Origin of the sequence: Micromonospora andamanensis, from assembly GCF_016863495.1 — a bacterium.
Taxonomy (GTDB): domain Bacteria; phylum Actinomycetota; class Actinomycetes; order Mycobacteriales; family Micromonosporaceae; genus Micromonospora; species Micromonospora andamanensis.
The window spans coordinates 53,395-71,448 of record NZ_BOOZ01000013.1 but is presented as its reverse complement, the minus strand read 5'-3'; the positions used below and the strand labels follow the sequence as shown (position 1 = coordinate 71,448).

Annotated in this window: 20 protein-coding genes; 6 read left to right on the top strand and 14 right to left on the bottom strand. The window is 72.9% G+C overall.

Features of this window, described 5'->3' with window-relative positions; translation table 11 throughout:
- Nucleotides 1–4 precede the first annotated feature (4 nt).
- The 6 genes from Van01_RS13550 to Van01_RS13525 all read right to left on the bottom strand — a co-directional run bounded on the left by Van01_RS13550 (nucleotide 5) and on the right by Van01_RS13525 (nucleotide 6,316).
- The gene (locus tag Van01_RS13550) at nucleotides 5–154 is read right to left on the bottom strand and encodes a hypothetical protein (RefSeq protein WP_155220336.1); all 150 of its coding nucleotides are present in this window, start codon (nucleotides 152–154) and stop codon (nucleotides 5–7) included.
- A 247-nt stretch (nucleotides 155–401) separates the two neighbouring features.
- The gene (locus Van01_RS13545; RefSeq protein ID WP_204006656.1) at nucleotides 402–1,625 is read right to left on the bottom strand and encodes a bifunctional glycosyltransferase family 2/GtrA family protein; all 1,224 of its coding nucleotides are present in this window, start codon (nucleotides 1,623–1,625) and stop codon (nucleotides 402–404) included.
- A complete protein-coding gene (locus Van01_RS13540; RefSeq protein ID WP_204006654.1) occupies nucleotides 1,622–3,754 on the bottom strand; it encodes a glycosyltransferase family 39 protein in 2,133 nt (710 codons plus the stop codon). Before Van01_RS13540 ends, Van01_RS13545 begins: the two co-directional genes overlap by 4 nt.
- A 45-nt stretch (nucleotides 3,755–3,799) precedes the next feature.
- Complete coding sequence (locus Van01_RS13535; RefSeq protein WP_204006652.1) at nucleotides 3,800–5,248, bottom strand: sensor histidine kinase; 1,449 nt, start codon at nucleotides 5,246–5,248, stop codon at nucleotides 3,800–3,802.
- Between the two features lie 5 nt (nucleotides 5,249–5,253).
- Nucleotides 5,254–5,997, bottom strand: coding sequence for a response regulator transcription factor (locus Van01_RS13530; protein WP_373306255.1), 744 nt, complete (start codon nucleotides 5,995–5,997; stop codon nucleotides 5,254–5,256).
- A gap of 94 nt (nucleotides 5,998–6,091) precedes the next feature.
- Nucleotides 6,092–6,316 (bottom strand): DUF8847 domain-containing protein, encoded by a 225-nt coding sequence (locus tag Van01_RS13525; protein WP_099846198.1) that lies wholly within the window; start codon nucleotides 6,314–6,316, stop codon nucleotides 6,092–6,094.
- Nucleotides 6,317–6,481: 165 nt separating this feature from the next.
- Here Van01_RS13525 and Van01_RS13520 point away from each other — a divergent pair, with 165 nt between their 5' ends.
- From Van01_RS13520 to Van01_RS13510, 3 genes are all read left to right on the top strand, one after another.
- Nucleotides 6,482–7,429, top strand: a complete 948-nt coding sequence (locus Van01_RS13520; RefSeq protein ID WP_204006648.1) for a serine/threonine-protein kinase — start codon at nucleotides 6,482–6,484, stop codon at nucleotides 7,427–7,429.
- 59 nt (nucleotides 7,430–7,488) lie between these two features.
- Nucleotides 7,489–7,911 (top strand): OsmC family protein, encoded by a 423-nt coding sequence (locus Van01_RS13515; protein ID WP_093402731.1) that lies wholly within the window; start codon nucleotides 7,489–7,491, stop codon nucleotides 7,909–7,911.
- 319 nt (nucleotides 7,912–8,230) lie between these two features.
- Nucleotides 8,231–9,100 (top strand): hypothetical protein, encoded by an 870-nt coding sequence (locus tag Van01_RS13510; protein ID WP_204006646.1) that lies wholly within the window; start codon nucleotides 8,231–8,233, stop codon nucleotides 9,098–9,100.
- Between the two features lie 43 nt (nucleotides 9,101–9,143).
- On the opposite strand, the gene Van01_RS13505 is transcribed toward Van01_RS13510, so the two are convergent.
- From Van01_RS13505 to Van01_RS13490, 4 genes are all read right to left on the bottom strand, one after another.
- Nucleotides 9,144–9,590 (bottom strand): response regulator, encoded by a 447-nt coding sequence (locus Van01_RS13505; protein WP_204006644.1) that lies wholly within the window; start codon nucleotides 9,588–9,590, stop codon nucleotides 9,144–9,146.
- Nucleotides 9,591–9,647: 57 nt separating this feature from the next.
- Entirely contained in the window at nucleotides 9,648–10,007 is a 360-nt protein-coding gene (locus Van01_RS13500) for an STAS domain-containing protein (protein ID WP_204006642.1), read from the bottom strand.
- Nucleotides 10,008–10,093: 86 nt separating this feature from the next.
- Nucleotides 10,094–11,140, bottom strand: coding sequence for a cobalamin B12-binding domain-containing protein (locus Van01_RS13495; RefSeq protein ID WP_239099056.1), 1,047 nt, complete (start codon nucleotides 11,138–11,140; stop codon nucleotides 10,094–10,096).
- Nucleotides 11,137–12,891: a PP2C family protein-serine/threonine phosphatase gene (locus Van01_RS13490; protein WP_204006639.1), complete on the bottom strand. Its 1,755-nt coding sequence runs from the start codon at nucleotides 12,889–12,891 to the stop codon at nucleotides 11,137–11,139. Before Van01_RS13490 ends, Van01_RS13495 begins: the two co-directional genes overlap by 4 nt.
- 211 nt (nucleotides 12,892–13,102) lie before the next feature.
- Here Van01_RS13490 and Van01_RS13485 point away from each other — a divergent pair, with 211 nt between their 5' ends.
- Both Van01_RS13485 and Van01_RS13480 read left to right on the top strand, forming a co-directional pair.
- Nucleotides 13,103–13,501 carry an STAS domain-containing protein gene (locus tag Van01_RS13485; RefSeq protein ID WP_239099055.1) on the top strand — a complete coding sequence of 133 codons (399 nt, stop codon included), beginning with the start codon at nucleotides 13,103–13,105 and terminating at the stop codon, nucleotides 13,499–13,501.
- A gap of 105 nt (nucleotides 13,502–13,606) precedes the next feature.
- Nucleotides 13,607–13,954: an STAS domain-containing protein gene (locus tag Van01_RS13480; protein ID WP_204006637.1), complete on the top strand. Its 348-nt coding sequence runs from the start codon at nucleotides 13,607–13,609 to the stop codon at nucleotides 13,952–13,954.
- 66 nt (nucleotides 13,955–14,020) lie between these two features.
- On the opposite strand, the gene Van01_RS13475 is transcribed toward Van01_RS13480, so the two are convergent.
- Nucleotides 14,021–14,323: a hypothetical protein gene (locus Van01_RS13475; RefSeq protein WP_204006635.1), complete on the bottom strand. Its 303-nt coding sequence runs from the start codon at nucleotides 14,321–14,323 to the stop codon at nucleotides 14,021–14,023.
- Nucleotides 14,324–14,537: 214 nt separating this feature from the next.
- Here Van01_RS13475 and Van01_RS13470 point away from each other — a divergent pair, with 214 nt between their 5' ends.
- A complete protein-coding gene (locus Van01_RS13470) occupies nucleotides 14,538–15,518 on the top strand; it encodes a DUF2267 domain-containing protein (protein ID WP_204006633.1) in 981 nt (326 codons plus the stop codon).
- 85 nt (nucleotides 15,519–15,603) lie between these two features.
- Here the strand turns inward: Van01_RS13470 and Van01_RS13465 are convergent, their stop codons facing one another.
- The 3 genes from Van01_RS13465 to Van01_RS13455 form a co-directional block, all read right to left on the bottom strand.
- Complete coding sequence (locus Van01_RS13465; RefSeq protein WP_204006631.1) at nucleotides 15,604–16,905, bottom strand: NAD(P)/FAD-dependent oxidoreductase; 1,302 nt, start codon at nucleotides 16,903–16,905, stop codon at nucleotides 15,604–15,606.
- A 141-nt stretch (nucleotides 16,906–17,046) separates the two neighbouring features.
- Nucleotides 17,047–17,313, bottom strand: coding sequence for a DUF6510 family protein (locus Van01_RS13460; RefSeq protein ID WP_204006629.1), 267 nt, complete (start codon nucleotides 17,311–17,313; stop codon nucleotides 17,047–17,049).
- Between the two features lie 13 nt (nucleotides 17,314–17,326).
- Complete coding sequence (locus Van01_RS13455) at nucleotides 17,327–18,049, bottom strand: ferredoxin reductase (RefSeq protein WP_204006627.1); 723 nt, start codon at nucleotides 18,047–18,049, stop codon at nucleotides 17,327–17,329.
- Nucleotides 18,050–18,054 lie beyond the last annotated feature (5 nt).

Here is an 18,054-nt window from a genome sequence, read left to right as displayed (position 1 = left end):
CGGGTCAGCTCTGGTCGGTGGGCTGGCGGCGGAACCGGCTGACCAGCCTGCGCCAGTAGAGCTTGGCCGCCACCGCGACCCCGGCGATACCGCCGACCACCGCCTGCACGATGAGGCTGCCGGATCCCGCGTCCAGGTAGGCCAGGTGGTTCACCGACCGCTCCTTCCCTCTGCCGTCACGACACCGACACCCACCGCCGTTGCTCACATTTCGGATTTGAGCGGCATGGCCGGACCTAAGCCACCGTACGCCCCCATTCGCCTCCGCCAGGCCACAACCACACACTTCCCACCCCCCATCTCCCCCACCCCACCCTCACCCCGGCCGGTTGATCATGAGGTTGGCGGCGAGTTTGATCTCCAAAGTGCCGCCAACCTCATGATCAACGCGGAAGGGGCCTTCAGGGGTGGTGGTGCATGGCTAGGCGGAGGAGGGTGAAGCGCAGGGCGGTGGCGGCGAGGTTGGCCGTCAGGAGCACGGCTAGTTCCAGGGGGCGGGCCGGGGTGGCGACCGCGTGCAGCGCGGCAAGCGATCCGCTGGTGAGCGCGAGACCGACGGCGAACGCCAGCAGCCCCTGCGCGTGGTGCCGGGCGACGTGCCGGCGACCGGCGATGCCGAAGGTGAGCCGGCGGTTGGCGGCGGTGTTGGCCACCGCGGTGAGCAGCAGCGCCAGCACGTTCGCCGGTTGGGCGCCGAGCACGCCCCGGGTCAGCGTGAACAGCAGCAGGTACGCGCAGGTGCTGGCCACGCCGACGGCCGCGAAGCGGATCAGTTGTCGGGGCAGGCCGGCCGGCACCTGCCCCGGCGGCACCGCCAGCGGTGCTCGACCGAGTTGGGCGCGCAGGTCGGCCAGGGGCAGCGCTCCGGTCAGCAGCGCCCGGCCGAGGCGACCGATGCCACGCAGGTCCGCCACGGCGGTGGCCACCACGTCGACCCGGCTGTCCGGGTCGTCGATCCAGTCGACAGGTACCTCGTGGATGCGTAGCCCGGCCCGCTGCGCCAGCACCAGCAGTTCGGTGTCGAAGAACCAACCGGTGTCCTGCACCAGCGGCAGCAGCTCACGGGCCACGTCCGCCCGGATCGCCTTGAAGCCGCACTGGGCGTCGGAGAACCGGGCGGCCAGGGTGCCCCGCAGCAACAGGTTGTACGCCCGGGAGATGATCTCCCGCCGGGCACCGCGTACCACCCGGGAGGTGCGGGCCAGCCGGGTGCCGATCGCCACGTCGGAGTGACCGGAGATCAGTGGCGCGACCAGCGGCAGCAACGCCGCGAGATCGGTGGACAGGTCCACGTCCAGGTACGCCAGCACCGGCGCGTCCGACGCCGACCAGGCCGCCCGCAAGGCTCGGCCACGACCCTTGGCGTCCAGGTGGCGTACCTGCACCTGGGGTATCTCCGCGCTGAGCGCCTCCGCGACGGCCAGGGTGCCGTCGACGCTGGCGTTGTCGGCGATGGTGATCCGGAACGGGTACGGGAAGTGCTCGGCGAGGTGCGCGGACAGCCGCCGGACGCACGGGCCGAGGTCGACCTCTTCGTTGTAGACCGGGACGACGACGTCCAGCACCGGGTTCGGCGCGCCGGGCCGGGCCGGTACGGCGGCACGGGAACCGATCGAGGAGATCATCGCGGTCCCCCCTGCTGACCGCTGCTCAGGTCGTAGAACGTCACCCCGTCGACGGTCTGCGCCGGGAAGTTCGCCGCGACCCAGGTGGCGATCTCCGAGGAGGCCGAGCTGCCGCCGTTGGTGCCCCGGAAGCCGCCCCCACCGATGAACCAGTGGATCCTGCCGTCGGCCACGTACCGCTGGAACTGTTCGAGGGTGGGCGACGGGTCGCTGCCGTTGAAGCCACCCACCGCCATCACCGGCGAGCCGGTGGCGAGCTGGTAGCCGGAGGCGTTGTTGGAGCCGACGGTGGCGGCGATCCAGGTGTAGTCGTCGCTGTCGCGTTCCAGCACGTCCCGCAGGGCGGCGCTGGGCGTCCGGGAGTCGAGCAGCCCGCCCATGCCGGCGCCAGGGTTCGCGCCGGCCGTCTCCGGACCGCCGGGCCGGCCGTCACCGAACCGATCGGCAGCCGGGTCGCCGCCGGCACCTGGCGGCCGGGCGTCGGCCCGGTCGGTGCCGGGGAGGCCAGGTGTTCCGGTGGCACCGGCCCGGCCGGCGCCGGGCGGGCCGCCGCCGGCGAACCGGCCGCCGGCGCGGTTCGGGTCGGGGCCGCCGAACCGCCCACCACCGCCCGACCCGAACCCGCCGCGCACGTCGGGGCCGGCGGTCGGAATGGCGCCGGTGTGCGGTGTGGCGGCGGTCTGCGTCGCGTACGCGGCCGGCCCGGCCAGCGCCACCACCGCGCTGACGAGAAGCGCCGGGACGGCCGCGCGCCGAGCCAGCCGGTGGGCCAGCAGCAGCGCGGACACCGCGACGAGCCCGCCGACCAGCACGGCGCCACGCAGCCACGGGAACCAGTCGGGGGTACGTTCCAGCAGCGTCACCGACCACACCACGGTGACCGCCACGGTGCCGGTGAGCGTGAGCGTGGCCGCCAGCCGCCACCATCCCCGGGCGTGGGTACGGGCCCGCCAGAGCAGGGTCGTGCCGATGCCGACAAGCGCGCCGACCGCCGGTGCCAGCGCCACTGTGTAGTACTCGTGGAAGATGCCGGACATGTAGCTGAAGATCCCGGCGGTGACCAGCAACCAGCCGCCCCAGAGCAGCAGGCCCGCCCGCACCCGGTCGGTCCGGGCCGCCCGACCGGCCAGCACCAGCCCCGCGACCAGCAGGATCAGGGCGGCCGGCAGCAGCCAGGAGATCTGCCCGCCGACCTGGGTACCGAACATCCGCAGCAGGCCGGTCTGCCCGGCGAACGGGCCGCCGCCGCCCGGCCCGCCACCGCCGCCGACGCTGCCCACCTCGGTGCCGGTGAGGCGGCCCAGGCCGTTGTAGCCGAGGGTCAGCTCCAGCACGCTGTTGGACTGCGATCCGCCGACGTAGGGGCGGGCGCTGTCGGGCACCAACTCGACCACCGCCACCCACCAGCCGGCGGCCACCACCACGCCGAGCCCGGCGAGGAGCACCTGCCGGATCCGGCGTCCGGGCGTGGCCGGCGCGGCGAGCAGGTACACCGCCGCGAAGACCGGCAGCACCAGGAACGCCTGGAGCATCTTGGTCAGGAAGCCGAAGCCGACCAGGACGCCGGCCAGCACCAGCCATCGGGTGCTTGCCGTCTCCACCGCGCGCACCGTGGCGTACGCGGCGGCGACCAGCAGCAGCACCAGCAGCGCGTCCGGGTTGTTGAACCGGAACATCAGGGTGGCCACCGGGGTCAGGGCCAGCACCGCACCGGCGAGCAGACCGGCGGCCGGTCCGTACCAGCGGCGCACGGTGGCGTACAGCAGGCCGACCGTGGCCACGCCGCAGAGTGCCTGCGGCACCAGCAGCGCCCAGCTGTTCAGGCCGAAGAGGCGTACGGAGAGCGCCATCAGCCACAGCGAGGCGGGCGTCTTGTCCACGGTGATCGAGTTGGCCGCGTCCGACGAGCCGTAGAAGAACGCCGTCCAGTCCTGGGAGCCGGCCTGCGCGGCGGCGGCGTAGTAGGAGTTGGCCCAGCCGGACGCGCCCAGCCCCCACAGGTAGAGCAGCCCGGTGACCAGCAGCAGCAGGACCAGTGCCGGCCGGGCCCAGGCCGGTGCGCTCCCGGTGGGTAGGTCGGTGCCGCTGGCTGTCGTCGACGGGGTTGTCCGGGTCTCTGTTCTGTCCATGCCGGCCAGCCTCGGCCGGGGAACTGTTCCGCCTCCGTGCGGCGGCTATGCGTCGGCTGTGGAGTTGGGTAGTCGGACGGTGAACACCGTACGGCCCGGCCGGGAGTCCAGCGAGACGGTGCCGTGGTGCGCCTCCACCACGGCGGCGACGATGGCCAGGCCGAGACCGGTGCTGCCGTGGGCACGGGACCGGGAGCTGTCTCCCCGGGCGAAGCGTTCAAACACCTCGGGCCGCAGTTCGGGCGGTACCCCGGGGCCGTCGTCGGTGACGCTGAGTTCGGCGGTGTCGTCGGCGAGCCGGAGCCTGGTGGTGACGGTGCTGCCCGGCGGGGTGTGCACCCGGGCGTTGGCCAGCAGGTTGGCCAGCACCTGGTGCAGTCGCGCGGGGTCACCTGTCACCCGGATGACCGGCTCGGGCAGGTCGAGCCGCCAACGGTGCTCGGGGCCGGCCACGTGCGCGTCGCTGACGGCGTCGACGACGAGTGCGGAGAGGTCGACAGGTTCCACCGCGAGAGGTCGGCCGGAGTCCAGCCGGGCCAGCAGCAGCAGGTCGTCGACGAGGCTCGTCATCCGGGTGCTCTCCGATTCGACCCGGCGCAGCGCGTGGGCCACGTCGGGCGGCACCTGGTCCCGGCCCCGGCGCGCCACCTCGGCGTAGCCGCGGATCGCCGCGAGGGGCGTCCGCAGTTCGTGGCTGGCGTCGGCGACGAACTGGCGTACCCGGGTCTCGCTGGCCTGCCGGGCCGCCAGCGCGGCGGCGACGTGGCCGAGCATCCGGTTGAGCGCGGAGCCGACCTGCCCGACCTCGGTACGCGGATCGGTGTCGGTGCTCGGGACCCGTTCGGAGAGCGCCACCTCACCCCGGTCGAGTGGTAGCTCGCTGACCCGGGCGGCGGTGGCGGCGACCCGGCGCAGCGGACGGAGGGTGACCCGGACGATGAGCGCCCCGGCGGTGCCGGCGACGAGCAGGCCGACCACTGTGATCCCGGCCTGCGCGGCCACCATCGCCCAGACGGTCTCCTGGACGCCGGCCAGCGGCACACTCAGCACCCGGACGGTCCCGGTCGGCGACTGCCGGGCCACGGCCCGGTAGCCGCCCCGCTCCCCCAGGCTCAGGCTGTGCGCCCGACCGTCGGTGGGCACCTCGGCCAGTTCGCCCACCTCGTCGACAGGCACCGACTGTTCCTGCCGGCCGACGAGCGTCCACGCCTCGGTGACGCGACCGTCGACGACCTGCGCGCTTATCGTGCCGGGCGGAAAGCCGCGCGGCACCCGCACGTCGCCCCACGGGCCGGTGCCGGGGCCGGGTTCCCATGGGGCGCTGGGCCGCCCTCCGGGCGTGAAGCGCAACTGCTCGTCCACCCGGGAGATCAGGAACTGGCGGAGCGCCACGGTGGTGAGGCCGCCGATGGCCAGGCTGACCGCGGCAAGCAGCGCCACCAGGGTGAACACCAGGCGGGTCCGCAGCGACCAGCCCGCCAGCCAGCGGCGCATCCCGGTCACTCCGCCGGCTTGAGCAGGTACCCGGCCCCGCGCAGCGTGTGGATCATCGGCTGGTGGCCGGCGTCGATCTTCTTCCGTAGGTACGAGATGTACAGCTCGACGACGTTCGCCTGGCCACCGAAGTCGTAGTTCCACACCCGGTCGAGGATCTGGGCCTTGCTCAGCACCCGGCGGGGGTTGCGCATCAGGTACCGCAGCAGCTCGAACTCGGTGGCGGTGAGAGTGATCAGCCGGCCGTCCCGGCGTACCTCGTGGCTGTCCTCGTCGAGGGTGAGGTCGCCGACGGTGAGCACCGCGTCGGGGCGGGTGGCCACCGCGAAGCCGGAGCGGCGCAGCAGCGCGCGCAGCCGGGCGATGACCTCCTCCAGGCTGAACGGCTTTGTCACGTAGTCGTCGCCGCCGACGGTCAACCCGGCGACCCGCTCCTCGACCGCGTCCCGGGCGGTCAGGAAGAGCACCGGCACCGTGTCGTTGTCCGCCCGCAGCTTGCGCAGCACCTGGAAGCCGTCCAGATCGGGCAGCATCACGTCGAGCACCACCGCGTCCGGTCGGAACTGCCGGGCCGCGCGTACCGCGGCCATGCCGTCGCCTGCCGTACGCACCTGCCAGCCCTCGTACCGCAGGGCCATCGACAGCAGGTCCGTCAGGGTCGGCTCGTCGTCCACGACCAGCACCCGGACCGGCTCACCGTCCGGTCGACGCAGCTCCACCCGGCCCGGCGCGGCCTCCCCCTCGGTCATCATGGTTCCCATGGTGGTGCCGCGTGCTGGGGGCCACTTGTGCGGCTCCTGTGGGCCGGCTGTGCGGCCACGACCGCCCGAGGTGGGCCGGGGGTCACTCGGTCACACCTACCGGGTCGGTACGGACGAAGCGCATGGACCAGGTGCCCGACCCGTCGGGTCGCTGCCGCACATAGAGATGGTCCGCCGCCGGCGTGGGCGCCTCCTGCGGCCGGCGTAGCACCCACAGTCGCGGTGGGGTGCCGTCCGGCCCGGCCGGCAACGACCGCACCAGATCGTGGGCCGGACCGCCGACGAAGCGTACGGTCACCTCACTCATCACGTTCCGCCTCCAGCCCGCCCGGCGCGTCGGGCGTCCCGGCTCGCACGCTAACGCACCAGCCGCCGTCGGAGGCGGGTTTGCCCTGATCGGGGGTGGGGTACCGTGCCGGGGCCACGGTCTGCCGGGTCGTGGCGGAGCGGCACGAGGGACAGGGGGCGGTCGATGCGTACGCTGGACGGGCGCTACCGGCTCGACCAGCGCATCGGCATCGGCGGGATGTCGGAGGTGTGGCGGGCGTACGACGCCGTGCTGGACCGGCCGGTCGCGGTGAAGCTGGTATCGCCCGGGCAACCCGACGGCTCGGCCTCGGTGGAGCGGATCCGCTGCGAGGCCCGGTCCGCGGCCCGCCTGGTCCATCCGAACGTGGCGAGCGTGCACGACTTCGGCACCTGCGACTCCGTGCTGGGCCGCGAGCTGCCCTACATCGTGATGGAGCTGGCCGAGGGGCAGACCCTTGCCGCGCACCTGCGGGCCGGTCCGCTGGACTGGCGGATCGCGGTGCGCGTCTGTGCGGAGGTGAGCGCCGCGCTGGCCGCCGCGCACGCCCACGGCATCGTGCACCGCGACATCAAGCCGGCGAACGTGATGCTCACCCCGTCCGGGGTGAAGGTGCTCGACTTCGGTATCGCCACCCCCGCCGGCGCCGCCGACACCACGCCGGACGGCGTCGTCGTGGGTACGCCCGCCTACCTGGCGCCGGAGCAGCTGCACCGGGCCCCGGTGACCCCGGCTGCCGACATCTACGCCCTCGGGGTGCTGCTCTACTACTGCCTCGCGGGACGCCTGCCGTATCCGGCGGACAGCGTCAGCCAGCTGCTCGGCCGGGACGGTCGCCGCGAGCCTCGCCCCCTGCCCGAGCTGCCCGGGCTGCCGGCCGAGGTGGCGGAGCTGTGTCGGCGTTGCCTCGCCGACGACCCGACCTTGCGGCCCAGCAGCCTGGTGGCCGCGCTGCTGCTGGCCGAGGCGGTCGACGCCCGGGTGTACGTGCCGATGCACGAGCCGCTGATGCCACGGCAGCGGCCACCGGCGGTGAGCCCGTGGACGGAGCGCGCCGCGGCCGAGGCCACCGAGGCCGCCGCGGTCGCCCAGTGGAGTCGGCACGGCGGCTGATTGCCGGTTTCACCCGACCCGCCCCGGGTAGCCGGGCGGGGAGTGACGGGAGGAACGCGATGCCGAGTTCCTGGCTGAACGAGGTTGCCGCCGCGACCGCCGAGGGCGGTCACATCCACACCGACGACGAGGCGCTCTCGACCGCCCTCGCCTCGCCGCTGGCACCGCACTGCACCGGGCTGACCCCGTCGCAGCTGCTGGCCGCCGCGTTCGCGTCCTGCCTGCACCACGCGGCGGTGGAGGCGGCCGGCGGGATCACCGACGAGGCGCACACCGTGCAGGTACGCGCGGAGGCGAAACTCGGCCGCGACGACGACGGCCGGTACCGGGCCGACGTGCACGCCTCGATCTCCTCGGTCGGGCTCAGTCGACAGCAGCTCGCCGAACTGGTCGAGCACGCCGACCGGCTGTGGCCGTTCTCCAGCGAGGACGGCGGCCGGCACCGGCTCACCGTGAGTCCGGCGGAGAATGGCCGGCACTGACCCGCTGGTGAGCTGATCCCGGGCTCTCCCGGCAACGGGGCACCGGCTGGCCCGACCGCCCGACCCGTGGGCGCGGTCGGGTCGACAATGCCCTCGTCCGTTCGGGGGAGGCCGCCGACCGGGTCGATAGACGCCGACAAGATTCGGTTTTCGCCCTGCTTTGTCCCCGCATTTACGACATTTACCCACCGGCGGACAGGGGAGCTTAGTTCGCTTTGTCAGTCAGCGTGGAGAATCTCCTGGCGGATAGCCGCGAATTGTGACGCATGCCACCAACCGGGCCGATGGCAGACCGCCGTTAAGTTTCTAGCCTCGGCGGGTGCATCCCGACGACGACATCGACCAGAAGCTGACCCCCGGGCGACCGGCGAGCCTTTCGGCCGGCGAGGCATCATCCGAACGGGTGATGGGCCGACATCGCGCCGTGCCGTCGCCCCGCCGCGGCGTTCGCGCGGTGCTCGCCTCCACCCCCGTCCGGGTGGCCCTGGCCACCGGTGTGACCTGCTGTCTCGGCGCGACAGCAGTGGTGGCAGCCAGGCATGACGACGGGGGGTCGCCGCCCCCGGCGACCGAGGCGCTCACCGAGCGCGCGCTCGCCGCCCAGGAGGAGGCGGCCTCCCGCTCCCTCGACCGCAGTCCCACCCCCGCCCCGTCCAGCGCCAGCCCCACGCCGACCACCTCGCCGACCGCCAAGCCGTCGGCCACCCCCAAGCCGAAGGCGACGAAGAAGAAGGCCCCCACCAAGCCACCGCGTCCCCGGCCGGTCGCCGGGCTCACCCAGGCACAGATGGACAACGCCAAGGCGATCGTGGACGTCGGCGTCGACATGAAGATCCCCCGCCAGGGGCTGGTGATCGCGGTCGCCACCGCGATGCAGGAGAGCACCCTGCTCAACTACGCCAGCGGCGTGCTGCCCGAGTCGCAGAACTACCCGCACCAGGCCATCGGCTGGGACCACGACTCGGTGGGGCTGTTCCAGCAGCGACCCAGCAGCGGTTGGGGCAGCGTACGGGACCTGATGCGGCCGGCGTACGCGGCCCGCGCGTTCTACGAGGCGCTGCTGGAGGTACCCGGATGGCAGCAGATGAGCCTCACCCTGGCCGCCCAGGCCGTGCAGATCTCCGCCTTCCCCTACGCCTACGCCCAGCACGAGGAGCGGGCCACCACCATCGTGGCGGCACTTACCTGAGCCGGACGCGGGCCGCCGGGTCGGGCCCGTCGGGTACGGCGGGTCAGGCCCGCTTGGGCAGGACGACCACGCGACCGAAGAACTCGTCGATGCGGTGCACGACGTCGTTGAAGTCGTCCAGGTCGATCGGCTTGGTGACGTACGCGTTGGCCTGGAGCGTGTAGCTGCTGATGATGTCGGTGTCCGCGTTCGAGGTGGTCAGCACGACGATCGGGATGGTCCGTAGATCCTCGTCGCTCTTCACCTCGCCGAGCACCTGACGCCCGTCCATCCGGGGCATGTTGAGGTCGAGCAGGATCACGTCCGGACGCTGCGCGTCGCTGTGCCGGCCCTCGCGGCGGAGAAACTCCATCGCCTCCTCACCGTCACCGACCACGTCGATCACCTTCTCGACGTCCGAGGTGGCCAGGGCCTCCTCGATCATGAGCACGTCGCCCGGGTCGTCGTCCACCACGAGAATACGAACCGGAGCGAGGGTGCCTGCGCTCATCTCTACCTGCCTCAGGTCGGTCACGACGAGACCTGCCGGCCCCGCGCTGGCGGAAATCTAGCCCATCCCCGGACGGTCGGCGACCGCCGGGTCCGCGGTGTCGCAGCCGTACCCCAGCACCCCCGCCAGGCCGGTCACCGCGAGCACCCGCGCCACCCGGCCCACCGCGCCGGTGATCCGGAGCCAGCCACCCTCGGCCGCCGCCCGGTTGTCGCCGCGGACGAAGACCGCGATGCCCGTCGAGTCACAAAAGGTCAACTCGGTCAGGTCGATCAACAACCGCCGCTGGCCGGCCGAGGCCAGACGGTCGATGACCGCGTTCAGCCGAGGGGCGCTGATCATGTCGAGCTCGCCGGCCAGGCGGAGGCGGGTCGGCCCGCCGTCGTCGTCGTCGACGTGCGTGACGGTGAACGTCACGACGATCCCCTCCCGCCGCGCAGAGACAGATGCTTGCTGCGCGGCAAGTATACGTGGGCCCGCGCGGGCCGGACATCACGCGCGGGTCAGGCAGATCGCTGGCCCGCCGCCGGCAGTACCGCACGCCCCCGCTGGAGATGGTCCACCGCCCGGGGGAAGTCGTGCAACACCCGCGTGTAGTACGCCAACGAAACGTCGATCGCCGCGGCCGGAACTCCTCGGCTGTCCAAAATGGTGGTCAGCCACTCGATGAACTCGGTGAACAGCGAGCCGTCGTCGACGTAGAGGGCGGCGGCCAGAAAGTCCAGGATGTACCCGAGGTCGCTGACCGTCGAGTCCAGCTGGGCCGGCGTGTGGTCGCGGGTGGCCGGGAACCGCTGCGTCAGGTCGGCCAGGGCGCCGTCGATCAGCTCACCACGCCTGTTGACCAGGCCGGCGTACTCGTCGTCGGCGAGGTGCGCCAGGTCCGCCGGCCCCGACGCCCGCAGGGCACGTTCGTCGCCGAGCAGCTCGGCGGCGGCGACCGCGTTGGCGGCCCAGGCCACACCGAGTCGCCGAGCCCACCGACCGTCCACCCCGAAGCCCCGCCCACCGACGAGCACCGGCACGTCCGAACGCCGACACGCCTCGATCATCCGGTGTGCGTGTGGCAGCCGCATCGGCAACGCCGAGGCGAGCGCCACCGCGTACGCGTCGTACCGGTGCAGGTACGACACCAGGTGCGCGGCCGGGACACTGGCACCCAGGAAGGTGACCTGCCAGCCGCGCAGCCGCAGCACCTCGGCGACCAGCCGGGCCGGCAGCGCATGCCACTCACCGTCCATGCAGGCCACCACGATCCGAGCGCCGGTCGGGCGCACGTCGGCGTACGCGGCGACGGCCGCCACCACCCGCTCGCTGATGTGCGTCGCCGCGTGCTCCTGGGCCACGCTCCATTCGTTGCGCGCCCACCGCTCCCCCACCTCGGCCTGCGCGGGAGCGACAAGCTCCAGCAGTACGCGGTCGGCCGGCACACCGGCGTCGAGCAGCCCGCACGCCACCTCGACGGCGGCATGCTCGTCGGCCTCGGCGAGACAGTGCAGATAGTCCCGGTAGCCCGCCTCGGGCAGGGTGTCCCTGGTCGCGATGGTCACCGGGCGGTCGTCTCCTGTGGATCCGGCCCGGTCAGGGTCGGCACCGCGTGCAGGTGCCGCTGCGGGCGGCCCCCGACTCCGCTGGCGCGCAACGCGAGCACCGCGATGTCGTCGTGGTCCCGTTGGCCCAACCAGTCGCAGGTGACCTGCTCGATCCGCTCGGCCAACGCGGGTGCCGGCATCCGGTGGCAACCGTTGAGCGCCTGGATCAGGCGATCGGCGCCGAGCAGTTCCTCGCCCCGGCGACCACCCCTGGCCTCGGTAACCCCGTCGCTGTAGAGCAGACAGGTTTCACCGGGGGCCAACCGCGTGGAGACCTGGCCGATGCGCGGATCCGGCACCACGCCGACGAGCATGCCGTTCAACGGCAACTGCTCCACCTCGCCGGAGGACCGCAGGACCAACGGCGGCAGATGCCCGCCGCCGGCCAGCGTCAGCCCCAGTCCACCGTCGCGGTGCGGACGGACCACGCCCAGCACCATTGTGGCGAACCGACCCTGGCCGTGCGCCAGGGTGGTCTCCAGCAGCGCGTCGTTGAGCAGCCGCAGCAGCCTGGCGGGGTGTTGCTCGACCCGGTGCAGCGCGTGCAGACACTGCCGCAGCTGCCCGGTGAAGACCGCCGCCTCGACACCCTTGCCGGAGACGTCACCCAGGAAGAACACCGAGCCGCCGTCGGGCAGCCGGTGTGAACCGTAGAAGTCACCGCCGATACGCAGGCCGGCCTGAGCGGGACGGTACGCCGTACCCCACTGCACACCCGGAGCCGGAGCCGGCTCGACGGGCAGCAGGCTGGCCTGCAACGTGTCGGCCACCTCGGCCTGTTCGCGATAGAGCAGCGCGGTGGTCAGCGCCGCGCCGGCCCGGGCGGCGAAGGTCCGGACCAGGTCGAACTCGTCCTCGCCGTACCGCCCGCCCGCCCCCCGGGCGACGAGCAGCACCCCTGCGGGGGCGTCCCGGCCCGGCAACGGCACCAGGCGGGCAGCCACCTCGTGAGCGGCGACACCGGGCAACCAGCCCGCGTCGATGGCCTGCTCGACCAGCCAGTCGACGGTGTGCGGCTGGACGCCCCGCAGGCTGTCGGTGATCGCCGGGGGCAGCTCCGTCGCGGCGAGCACCCCGCGATCGACGGTGGGCGTCTCGTCCTCGGCCCGGCAGGCACGCCACCACCGGGCCCGACCGGAGCGGGGGGCCAACACCAGCACCGCCACCTCGGCCAGGGTGGGCACGGCCAGGCGGACCACGGCGGCGGCGGCCCGGTCCGGGTGCAGCGGATTGCCCAGCTTGTCGCCGACCACGGCCAGGAAGGCCGACTTGGCCCGTTCGGCGGCCAGTTCGTCGGCGCGCTGCTCGCTGTCGCTGACGTCCTCCACGTACAGGCAGCTGCGCCCGGCGGACAGGGCGACCCGACGCACCCGCAGCCGCCGGCCGTAATGGCGCACGTGCGAATCGAGCGAGGTCAGGTGATTGACAGCCGCGAGCGTCCCGCCGACGACCACGTCGGGCAGCAGCCGCTTCGCGACCGGGCTGACGTGCCGTACGGTGCCGTCCGGGCCACACACCACCACGCCCTCGCGGAGATGTTCGGCGACCTCGGGCCAGTCGGCGGCAAGCTGACTCTGGGGCAGCTCCAGGGCGGGCGCCGCGGCGATCTGCCGGGAGGTGGTTGGACGCCGCACCGGCACCCGGGCGACACTCGGCGTGGAAAACCGGCCGTCGCCTGGGTCGAGGTCCCTGACGTCGGCACCTGTCACCAGCTTGAGCCTCGCTCCTAGTCGGTTGCGCAGCCGCTCCGAGCGGCCTGCCTGGTCACGTCCTGACACCCCAGCCTACGCGCGTCCGCCGATGCCGCCACCCGGACGACGGTCCGCCGGACACTGCCGGCCGCCCGACCGGCGGACCAGCCCAACGGTTGTTACGATCCGAGCGCCCCTACCCGCCCGCCACCCGCGGAAGGCGTGATCGTTGCTGTCCCACGGTCGCCGACCCGAGACGCCGCCGCTGAGCATGTCCGTCGACAGGTCCGCCCCCGACGCACCCGTGATCAAGGTCGCCGGTGACCTCGCGTACACCACCGCCGCGCCGCTGCGGACGGAGATCGACAGGGCGATGAGCAGCGACCCCGCCACCCTGGTGCTCGACTTCGGTGGCCTGCGGTTCATCGACAGCACCGGGCTCAGCGTCATCGTGCATGCCTGGCGGGAGGGGCAGCAGCGGGGCATCCGACTCCGGCTACGGGCGGTCCCCCGGTTCCTCGCGACGATCCTCGACATGACCGGGGTGACCGGCCTGCTGGCCCGCGAGCCGGTCGATGCCGGGCCCACCGGCACCGATCCCGACGAGCAGTCCCCGGTCACCGCGTAGCGACCAGCGGCACCGGGCGGGCAGGTGGCGGCTTCGCCGCCACCTGCCGCGAACTTTTCCACCCCCGCGACTTGCGGCTGGCCGGCGTCCTGGGAGCATGGAGTCATGTCGGCACAGCTGTTGGTCATCGAGGTCGACCGGCACGACTCCGGGCGTGCCGAGCTGCGGCTGACCGGCGACCTGGACTTCGACAGCGCGCCGGAACTCGTCGACGCCATCAACTCGCTGCGGCGCGACGGCTACCAGCAGTTGGTCATCGACCTCACCGGCGTGGCCATGTGTGACTCCTCCGGGCTCAGCGCGTTCGTGATCGCCCATCGAGGTGGCTCCGCGCCGCTGCGGTTGACAGGCGTCAACGCCACGCTGCGCCACCTGCTGGACCGCACCGGTCTCGCCGAGGTGCTGGAGCTGCCCTCGGCCGCCGGGGAGAACGACGTGCAGGCGGTCGGCTGACCCGCCGGGGCCACCGCAGGGGTGGCCCCCGACCCTGGGACCAGGGGTCGGGGGCCGGAGGATGGCTCAGGGAGCCGGCACCGGATACCGGCCCGTGCGGTGTGGCCGGGTGGTCGGCTCGGCGTCCTCGGGCGGCCCCGAATCGGGAGTCTTGAACAGATAGCGGATGAACTCCGCACCCGTCCCGTCGTCCTGCTCCCCGGGCCACTGACCGGCGCAGTCGACGCCGATCACTTCGCGACCACCGCCGTCGGCCTCTTCCAACAGCGCCCACAGGCTCACCGGGTAACAGCAGGTGCGCTCAGGCTCCAGCCGCCACCGGGCGTACCAACCGGGTCGAGCGGGGACGATCTCGACAATCCGCTTCATCACGACCTTCCCTTCCGCCGTGCCTCGGAAGATCTCCGGTCCACCGCGATCGTCGGCCCCGTCCGGGTGATCGGCCCTCACCCCGCCCGGATGAAGCCTCGCCGACGGCGACAACCGGCCCACCGCCCGCGCCGAGAAGGTCGTTTCGCCTCGTCGGCGGCCGGGAAGGCCACCCACGAAGGCAGGCAGCACCAGCGGAAGCGAGGTGTTCACCATGCGTAAACAGATGGAGGGCGACAACCAACGTCGCCGGGCACTGGCCCGCCAGGCCCGGGAACGCGGCATGCGGGCCGCCGACACCGGGGCCAGCCTGAGCGCGTCCAAGCAACTCGCCCACCTCGACCAGAGCAAGCGGGCCGGCCCCGCGCCGGCCGGGGTCCGCCACAAACCGGACACCACCCGCGGTGGCCCCGCTCCCCCACCGGCCGGTTCGCCGGAGACCCCCCGGCCCCGCCCGGAACCGGGCGTGGAGGCACCGGGAGTGACCACTGTGGGCTACCGCGACCTGGTGGAGGACGTCGTGCGCCGCGTCGGCGTCGACTTCCGCACCGCGAAGGTCGGGGTCGAGTCGACGGTGCTCGTACTGGCCTGGGCCCTGGAGGCCGGCGAACGCCGTCGGCTGCTGGAGGCGGTTCCCGCCTCACTGCACGACGTGGTCCCGGTGGACGGCATCGAGCGTCGCCAGGACCTGGGCGGCTTCCTGGCCGAGGTGGGTCGGATCAGCGGTCGAAGCCCGGAGCAGGCCCGTTACCAGGCCGAAGCGACCCTCGCCGCGCTCGCCGAGCACGACGGTGACCTGATCGAGTCGCTGCACGTACCGGATGAGCTGCGGGAGCTGCTGAACCCGCCGGCGGCCGGCGGCGGGGTGGTCGGCGTGGTCAGCGCGACGCCGCAGTTGTCGGCGGCCGAACTGGGTGCGGCCCTGGCCGACCTGCCCTACTGGTCCGGCGACGGCTCCGCGCTGTCCCGGACCCTGGAGTTGCCGCCGGGCAACCTCGACCGGGTGCTGGACCGGCTCGACCTGCTCCGCCAGCGGACCGGTCGCGGGCCACGGATCGGCCGGGTCGGCCCGACCACCGCCGTACTGACCGTGACCTCCGGCAACGCCGGGGCGGTGACCGCGATGGACGTCGACCTGGCCCACGCGGTCGATGACGCCGTCGACGAGGCGGGCGCGGGAATGGCCGGCGGCTGAGCCGCCGGACACCGCCGGTGCGGTCGTGGGGCCCCGCCCACGACCGCACCGCCGTTCAGCCGGCCGGGGCGTTCGGGTGGTCCACTCAGCGGACCCGCGCCGGCATCTCGGGCGACGAGCTCTCCAGCGGTACGGCGGTGGCCGAGATCAGTCCGAGTTGTGCCGCCGACCGCGGCAGCGCGGCGTCGAGGACCCAGTCCGCGCTCACCCTGGCCCGGTTGCCGGGCATCGCGAGCAGGTGGTAGCCACGGGTGACCGCCTTGGCGGGCAGGCCGGACAGCGGCACCTTCAACGGATTCGCCGCGGCCTGTTTGCCGCCCAGGTCCACCACCCAGCCGAGGTCGTGGTGCTTGTACGGGCGACGGCGTCCCTGTCCGTACGAGGCGGCGATGTTGTGCGCGGCCAGCTTGCCCTGCCGCTGGGCGTGCTGCGCCGTCATCGTGCAGATCTCGCCGGGCCGGGTCAGGTCGGGCACCGCTGCGGCATCGCCACAGGCGTAGACCTCGGGGAACCCGGGGACGTTCAGGTACTCGTCGACGACCAACCGCCCCTTCTCGGTCCGCAGGCCCAGTTCCGCCACGAACGGGTCGGGACGTACGCCGACGCACCAGACCAGCGAACAGGTGGGCACGTACTCGCCGTCGGTGAGCTTGACCCCGTCGGAGGTGGCGACCGCCACCGACGTGCCCATCCGAACGTCCACCCCACGCCGGCGCAGCACCCGGTCGGCGGTGACCGACATCCGCCGGTCCAGTTCCGGCAGCACGCGCGGGGCGACGTCCAGCAGCATCCACCTCGGTCGGATCTTGAGACGGGGACGCTGGGCGGCCAGTTCGTCGGTGAACAGGATGCCGTGCGCGGCCACCTCCGTGCCGGTGTATCCGGCGCCCACCACCACGAAAGTGGCCCGGGCCTGCTGCTCGGCCGGGTCCTCGGCCTGCTCGGCCAGCTCGATCTGTCGGACCACGTGGTCGTGCAGGTAGAGCGCTTCGGGCAGGCCCCGGAAGCCGTGCGCGTACTCGGTCACGCCGGGAATCGGCAGCAGCTTGTTCACGCTGCCGACGGACAGGATCAACCTGTCGTACGCCAGCCGGTTGCGGTCACCCTCCGGCTGGGTGAAGCCGACCCACCGGTTCTGCAGATCGACGCTGTCCGCCTCGCCGATCACCACCCGTACGCCGTCCAGCGTGCCGGCCAGCGGCACCGCGATCCGACCCGGCTCCACCACCCCCGCCGCGACCTCCGGCAGCAGCGGCAGGTACAGGAAGTAGTCGGTCGAGTTGAGCAGGACGATCTCGGCTCGGCCGCGGGCCAACCGGCTCAACGTCTTCGCCGCGTGGTACCCGGCGAACCCGGCCCCCACGATCACCACACGAGGCTTCGTCATTCCGGCCCGGTTCCCGCCCTACCCGCCGGCAAACGTCCAACCGTCCCCGCGATCTTGCACTTTCTGTCGCGTCATAACGACACAAAGGAGGCATCACGTCGACCAAAAGTGCAAGATCGCTGAGCGGTGGGGTGGGTGGGTCTAGGGGATGGGGATTTGCAGGAATGTGGTGCCGCGTAGGTCGAGCCAGGCGCGGTCGGGGGCGCGGACCAGCCGCACCATCACCTCGACGCAGGTGGGGCAGCGGCCCACCAGTCCGGGCGCGTGCGAGTAGACCCGCAGCCCGGCCACCGGACCGGTGGTGCCGCAGTGGGCGCACCTGGCGGTGGCGGTGCTCAGGTCGACAGCGAACACCTCCCCCAACGGACCGTCGAGCATGTTGCCGTCCACGTACGGCAGCGCGGTCATCCGCGGCCTCCTCTCAGCCGGTCGGGCCGAAACGTTCGGTGCGTACCCGCCGCGCCGGGTGGCCCAGCCCGACGAGCAGATCGGAGACGGCCTCCACGAAACCTGTGGGCCCGCAGACGTACACCAGTGGCTCCAGCTCCGGCGGCCAGCCGTGGGTGTTGACGTCGGCGAGGCCGAGCCGGTGCGGTTCGCCGCGCCACCCGTCTGGCGCCTGGCGGGTGTAGACGTGCGCCACGTCGAGGCCGGCGTCGTCGCGTACCCGGCGGCGCAGTTCCTCGGTGTAGAAGGCGTCATCGGGGGTGCGCACGGAGTAGATCAGCCGGAACGGGACCCGGCTTCCGGCCGCCCGCCGGGCCCTGATCATGGCCATCAGCGGCACCACCCCCGATCCGCCGGCGACCAGCAGCACCGGCTCGGTCTGCTGTGGTCGCCACACGAACCAACCGCCGATCGGGCCGCGCACCTCGACCGGGTCGCCCTCGCGGTAGCCGTCGACCAGGAACGGCGACACCTCGCCGTCGGTCACCCGCTGGACGCTCACCTCGATCCGCTCGCCGTCAACGGGGGCGGCGAGCGAGTACGACCGGGCGGCCTGGTATCCGTCCGGCGCGGTGAGCCGGATGTCGACGTGCTGGCCGGGCAGGTGGGCGGGCCAGCCCGGCACCTCCAGCACCAGGGTCCGCGCCGTCGGCGTCTCGGCCCGGTGCGCCACCAACCGGGCCTGCCGCCAGCTCATCCGGG

Excerpts from the sequence above, each read along its gene's own strand:
- Van01_RS13545 (WP_204006656.1), bottom strand. The coding sequence starts at position 1,625 with ATGATCTCCTCGATCGGTTCCCGTGCCGCCGTACCGGCCCGGCCCGGC.
- Van01_RS13540 (WP_204006654.1), bottom strand. The coding sequence starts at position 3,754 with ATGGACAGAACAGAGACCCGGACAACCCCGTCGACGACAGCCAGCGGC.
- Van01_RS13535 (WP_204006652.1), bottom strand. The coding sequence starts at position 5,248 with ATGCGCCGCTGGCTGGCGGGCTGGTCGCTGCGGACCCGCCTGGTGTTC.
- Van01_RS13530 (WP_373306255.1), bottom strand. The coding sequence starts at position 5,997 with ATGACCGAGGGGGAGGCCGCGCCGGGCCGGGTGGAGCTGCGTCGACCG.
- Van01_RS13525 (WP_099846198.1), bottom strand. The coding sequence starts at position 6,316 with ATGAGTGAGGTGACCGTACGCTTCGTCGGCGGTCCGGCCCACGATCTG.
- Van01_RS13520 (WP_204006648.1), top strand. The coding sequence starts at position 6,482 with ATGCGTACGCTGGACGGGCGCTACCGGCTCGACCAGCGCATCGGCATC.
- Van01_RS13515 (WP_093402731.1), top strand. The coding sequence starts at position 7,489 with ATGCCGAGTTCCTGGCTGAACGAGGTTGCCGCCGCGACCGCCGAGGGC.
- Van01_RS13505 (WP_204006644.1), bottom strand. The coding sequence starts at position 9,590 with ATGAGCGCAGGCACCCTCGCTCCGGTTCGTATTCTCGTGGTGGACGAC.
- Van01_RS13480 (WP_204006637.1), top strand. The coding sequence starts at position 13,607 with ATGTCGGCACAGCTGTTGGTCATCGAGGTCGACCGGCACGACTCCGGG.
- Van01_RS13475 (WP_204006635.1), bottom strand. The coding sequence starts at position 14,323 with ATGAAGCGGATTGTCGAGATCGTCCCCGCTCGACCCGGTTGGTACGCC.
- Van01_RS13470 (WP_204006633.1), top strand. The coding sequence starts at position 14,538 with ATGCGTAAACAGATGGAGGGCGACAACCAACGTCGCCGGGCACTGGCC.
- Van01_RS13465 (WP_204006631.1), bottom strand. The coding sequence starts at position 16,905 with ATGACGAAGCCTCGTGTGGTGATCGTGGGGGCCGGGTTCGCCGGGTAC.
- Van01_RS13460 (WP_204006629.1), bottom strand. The coding sequence starts at position 17,313 with ATGACCGCGCTGCCGTACGTGGACGGCAACATGCTCGACGGTCCGTTG.
- Van01_RS13455 (WP_204006627.1), bottom strand. The coding sequence starts at position 18,049 with ATGAGCTGGCGGCAGGCCCGGTTGGTGGCGCACCGGGCCGAGACGCCG.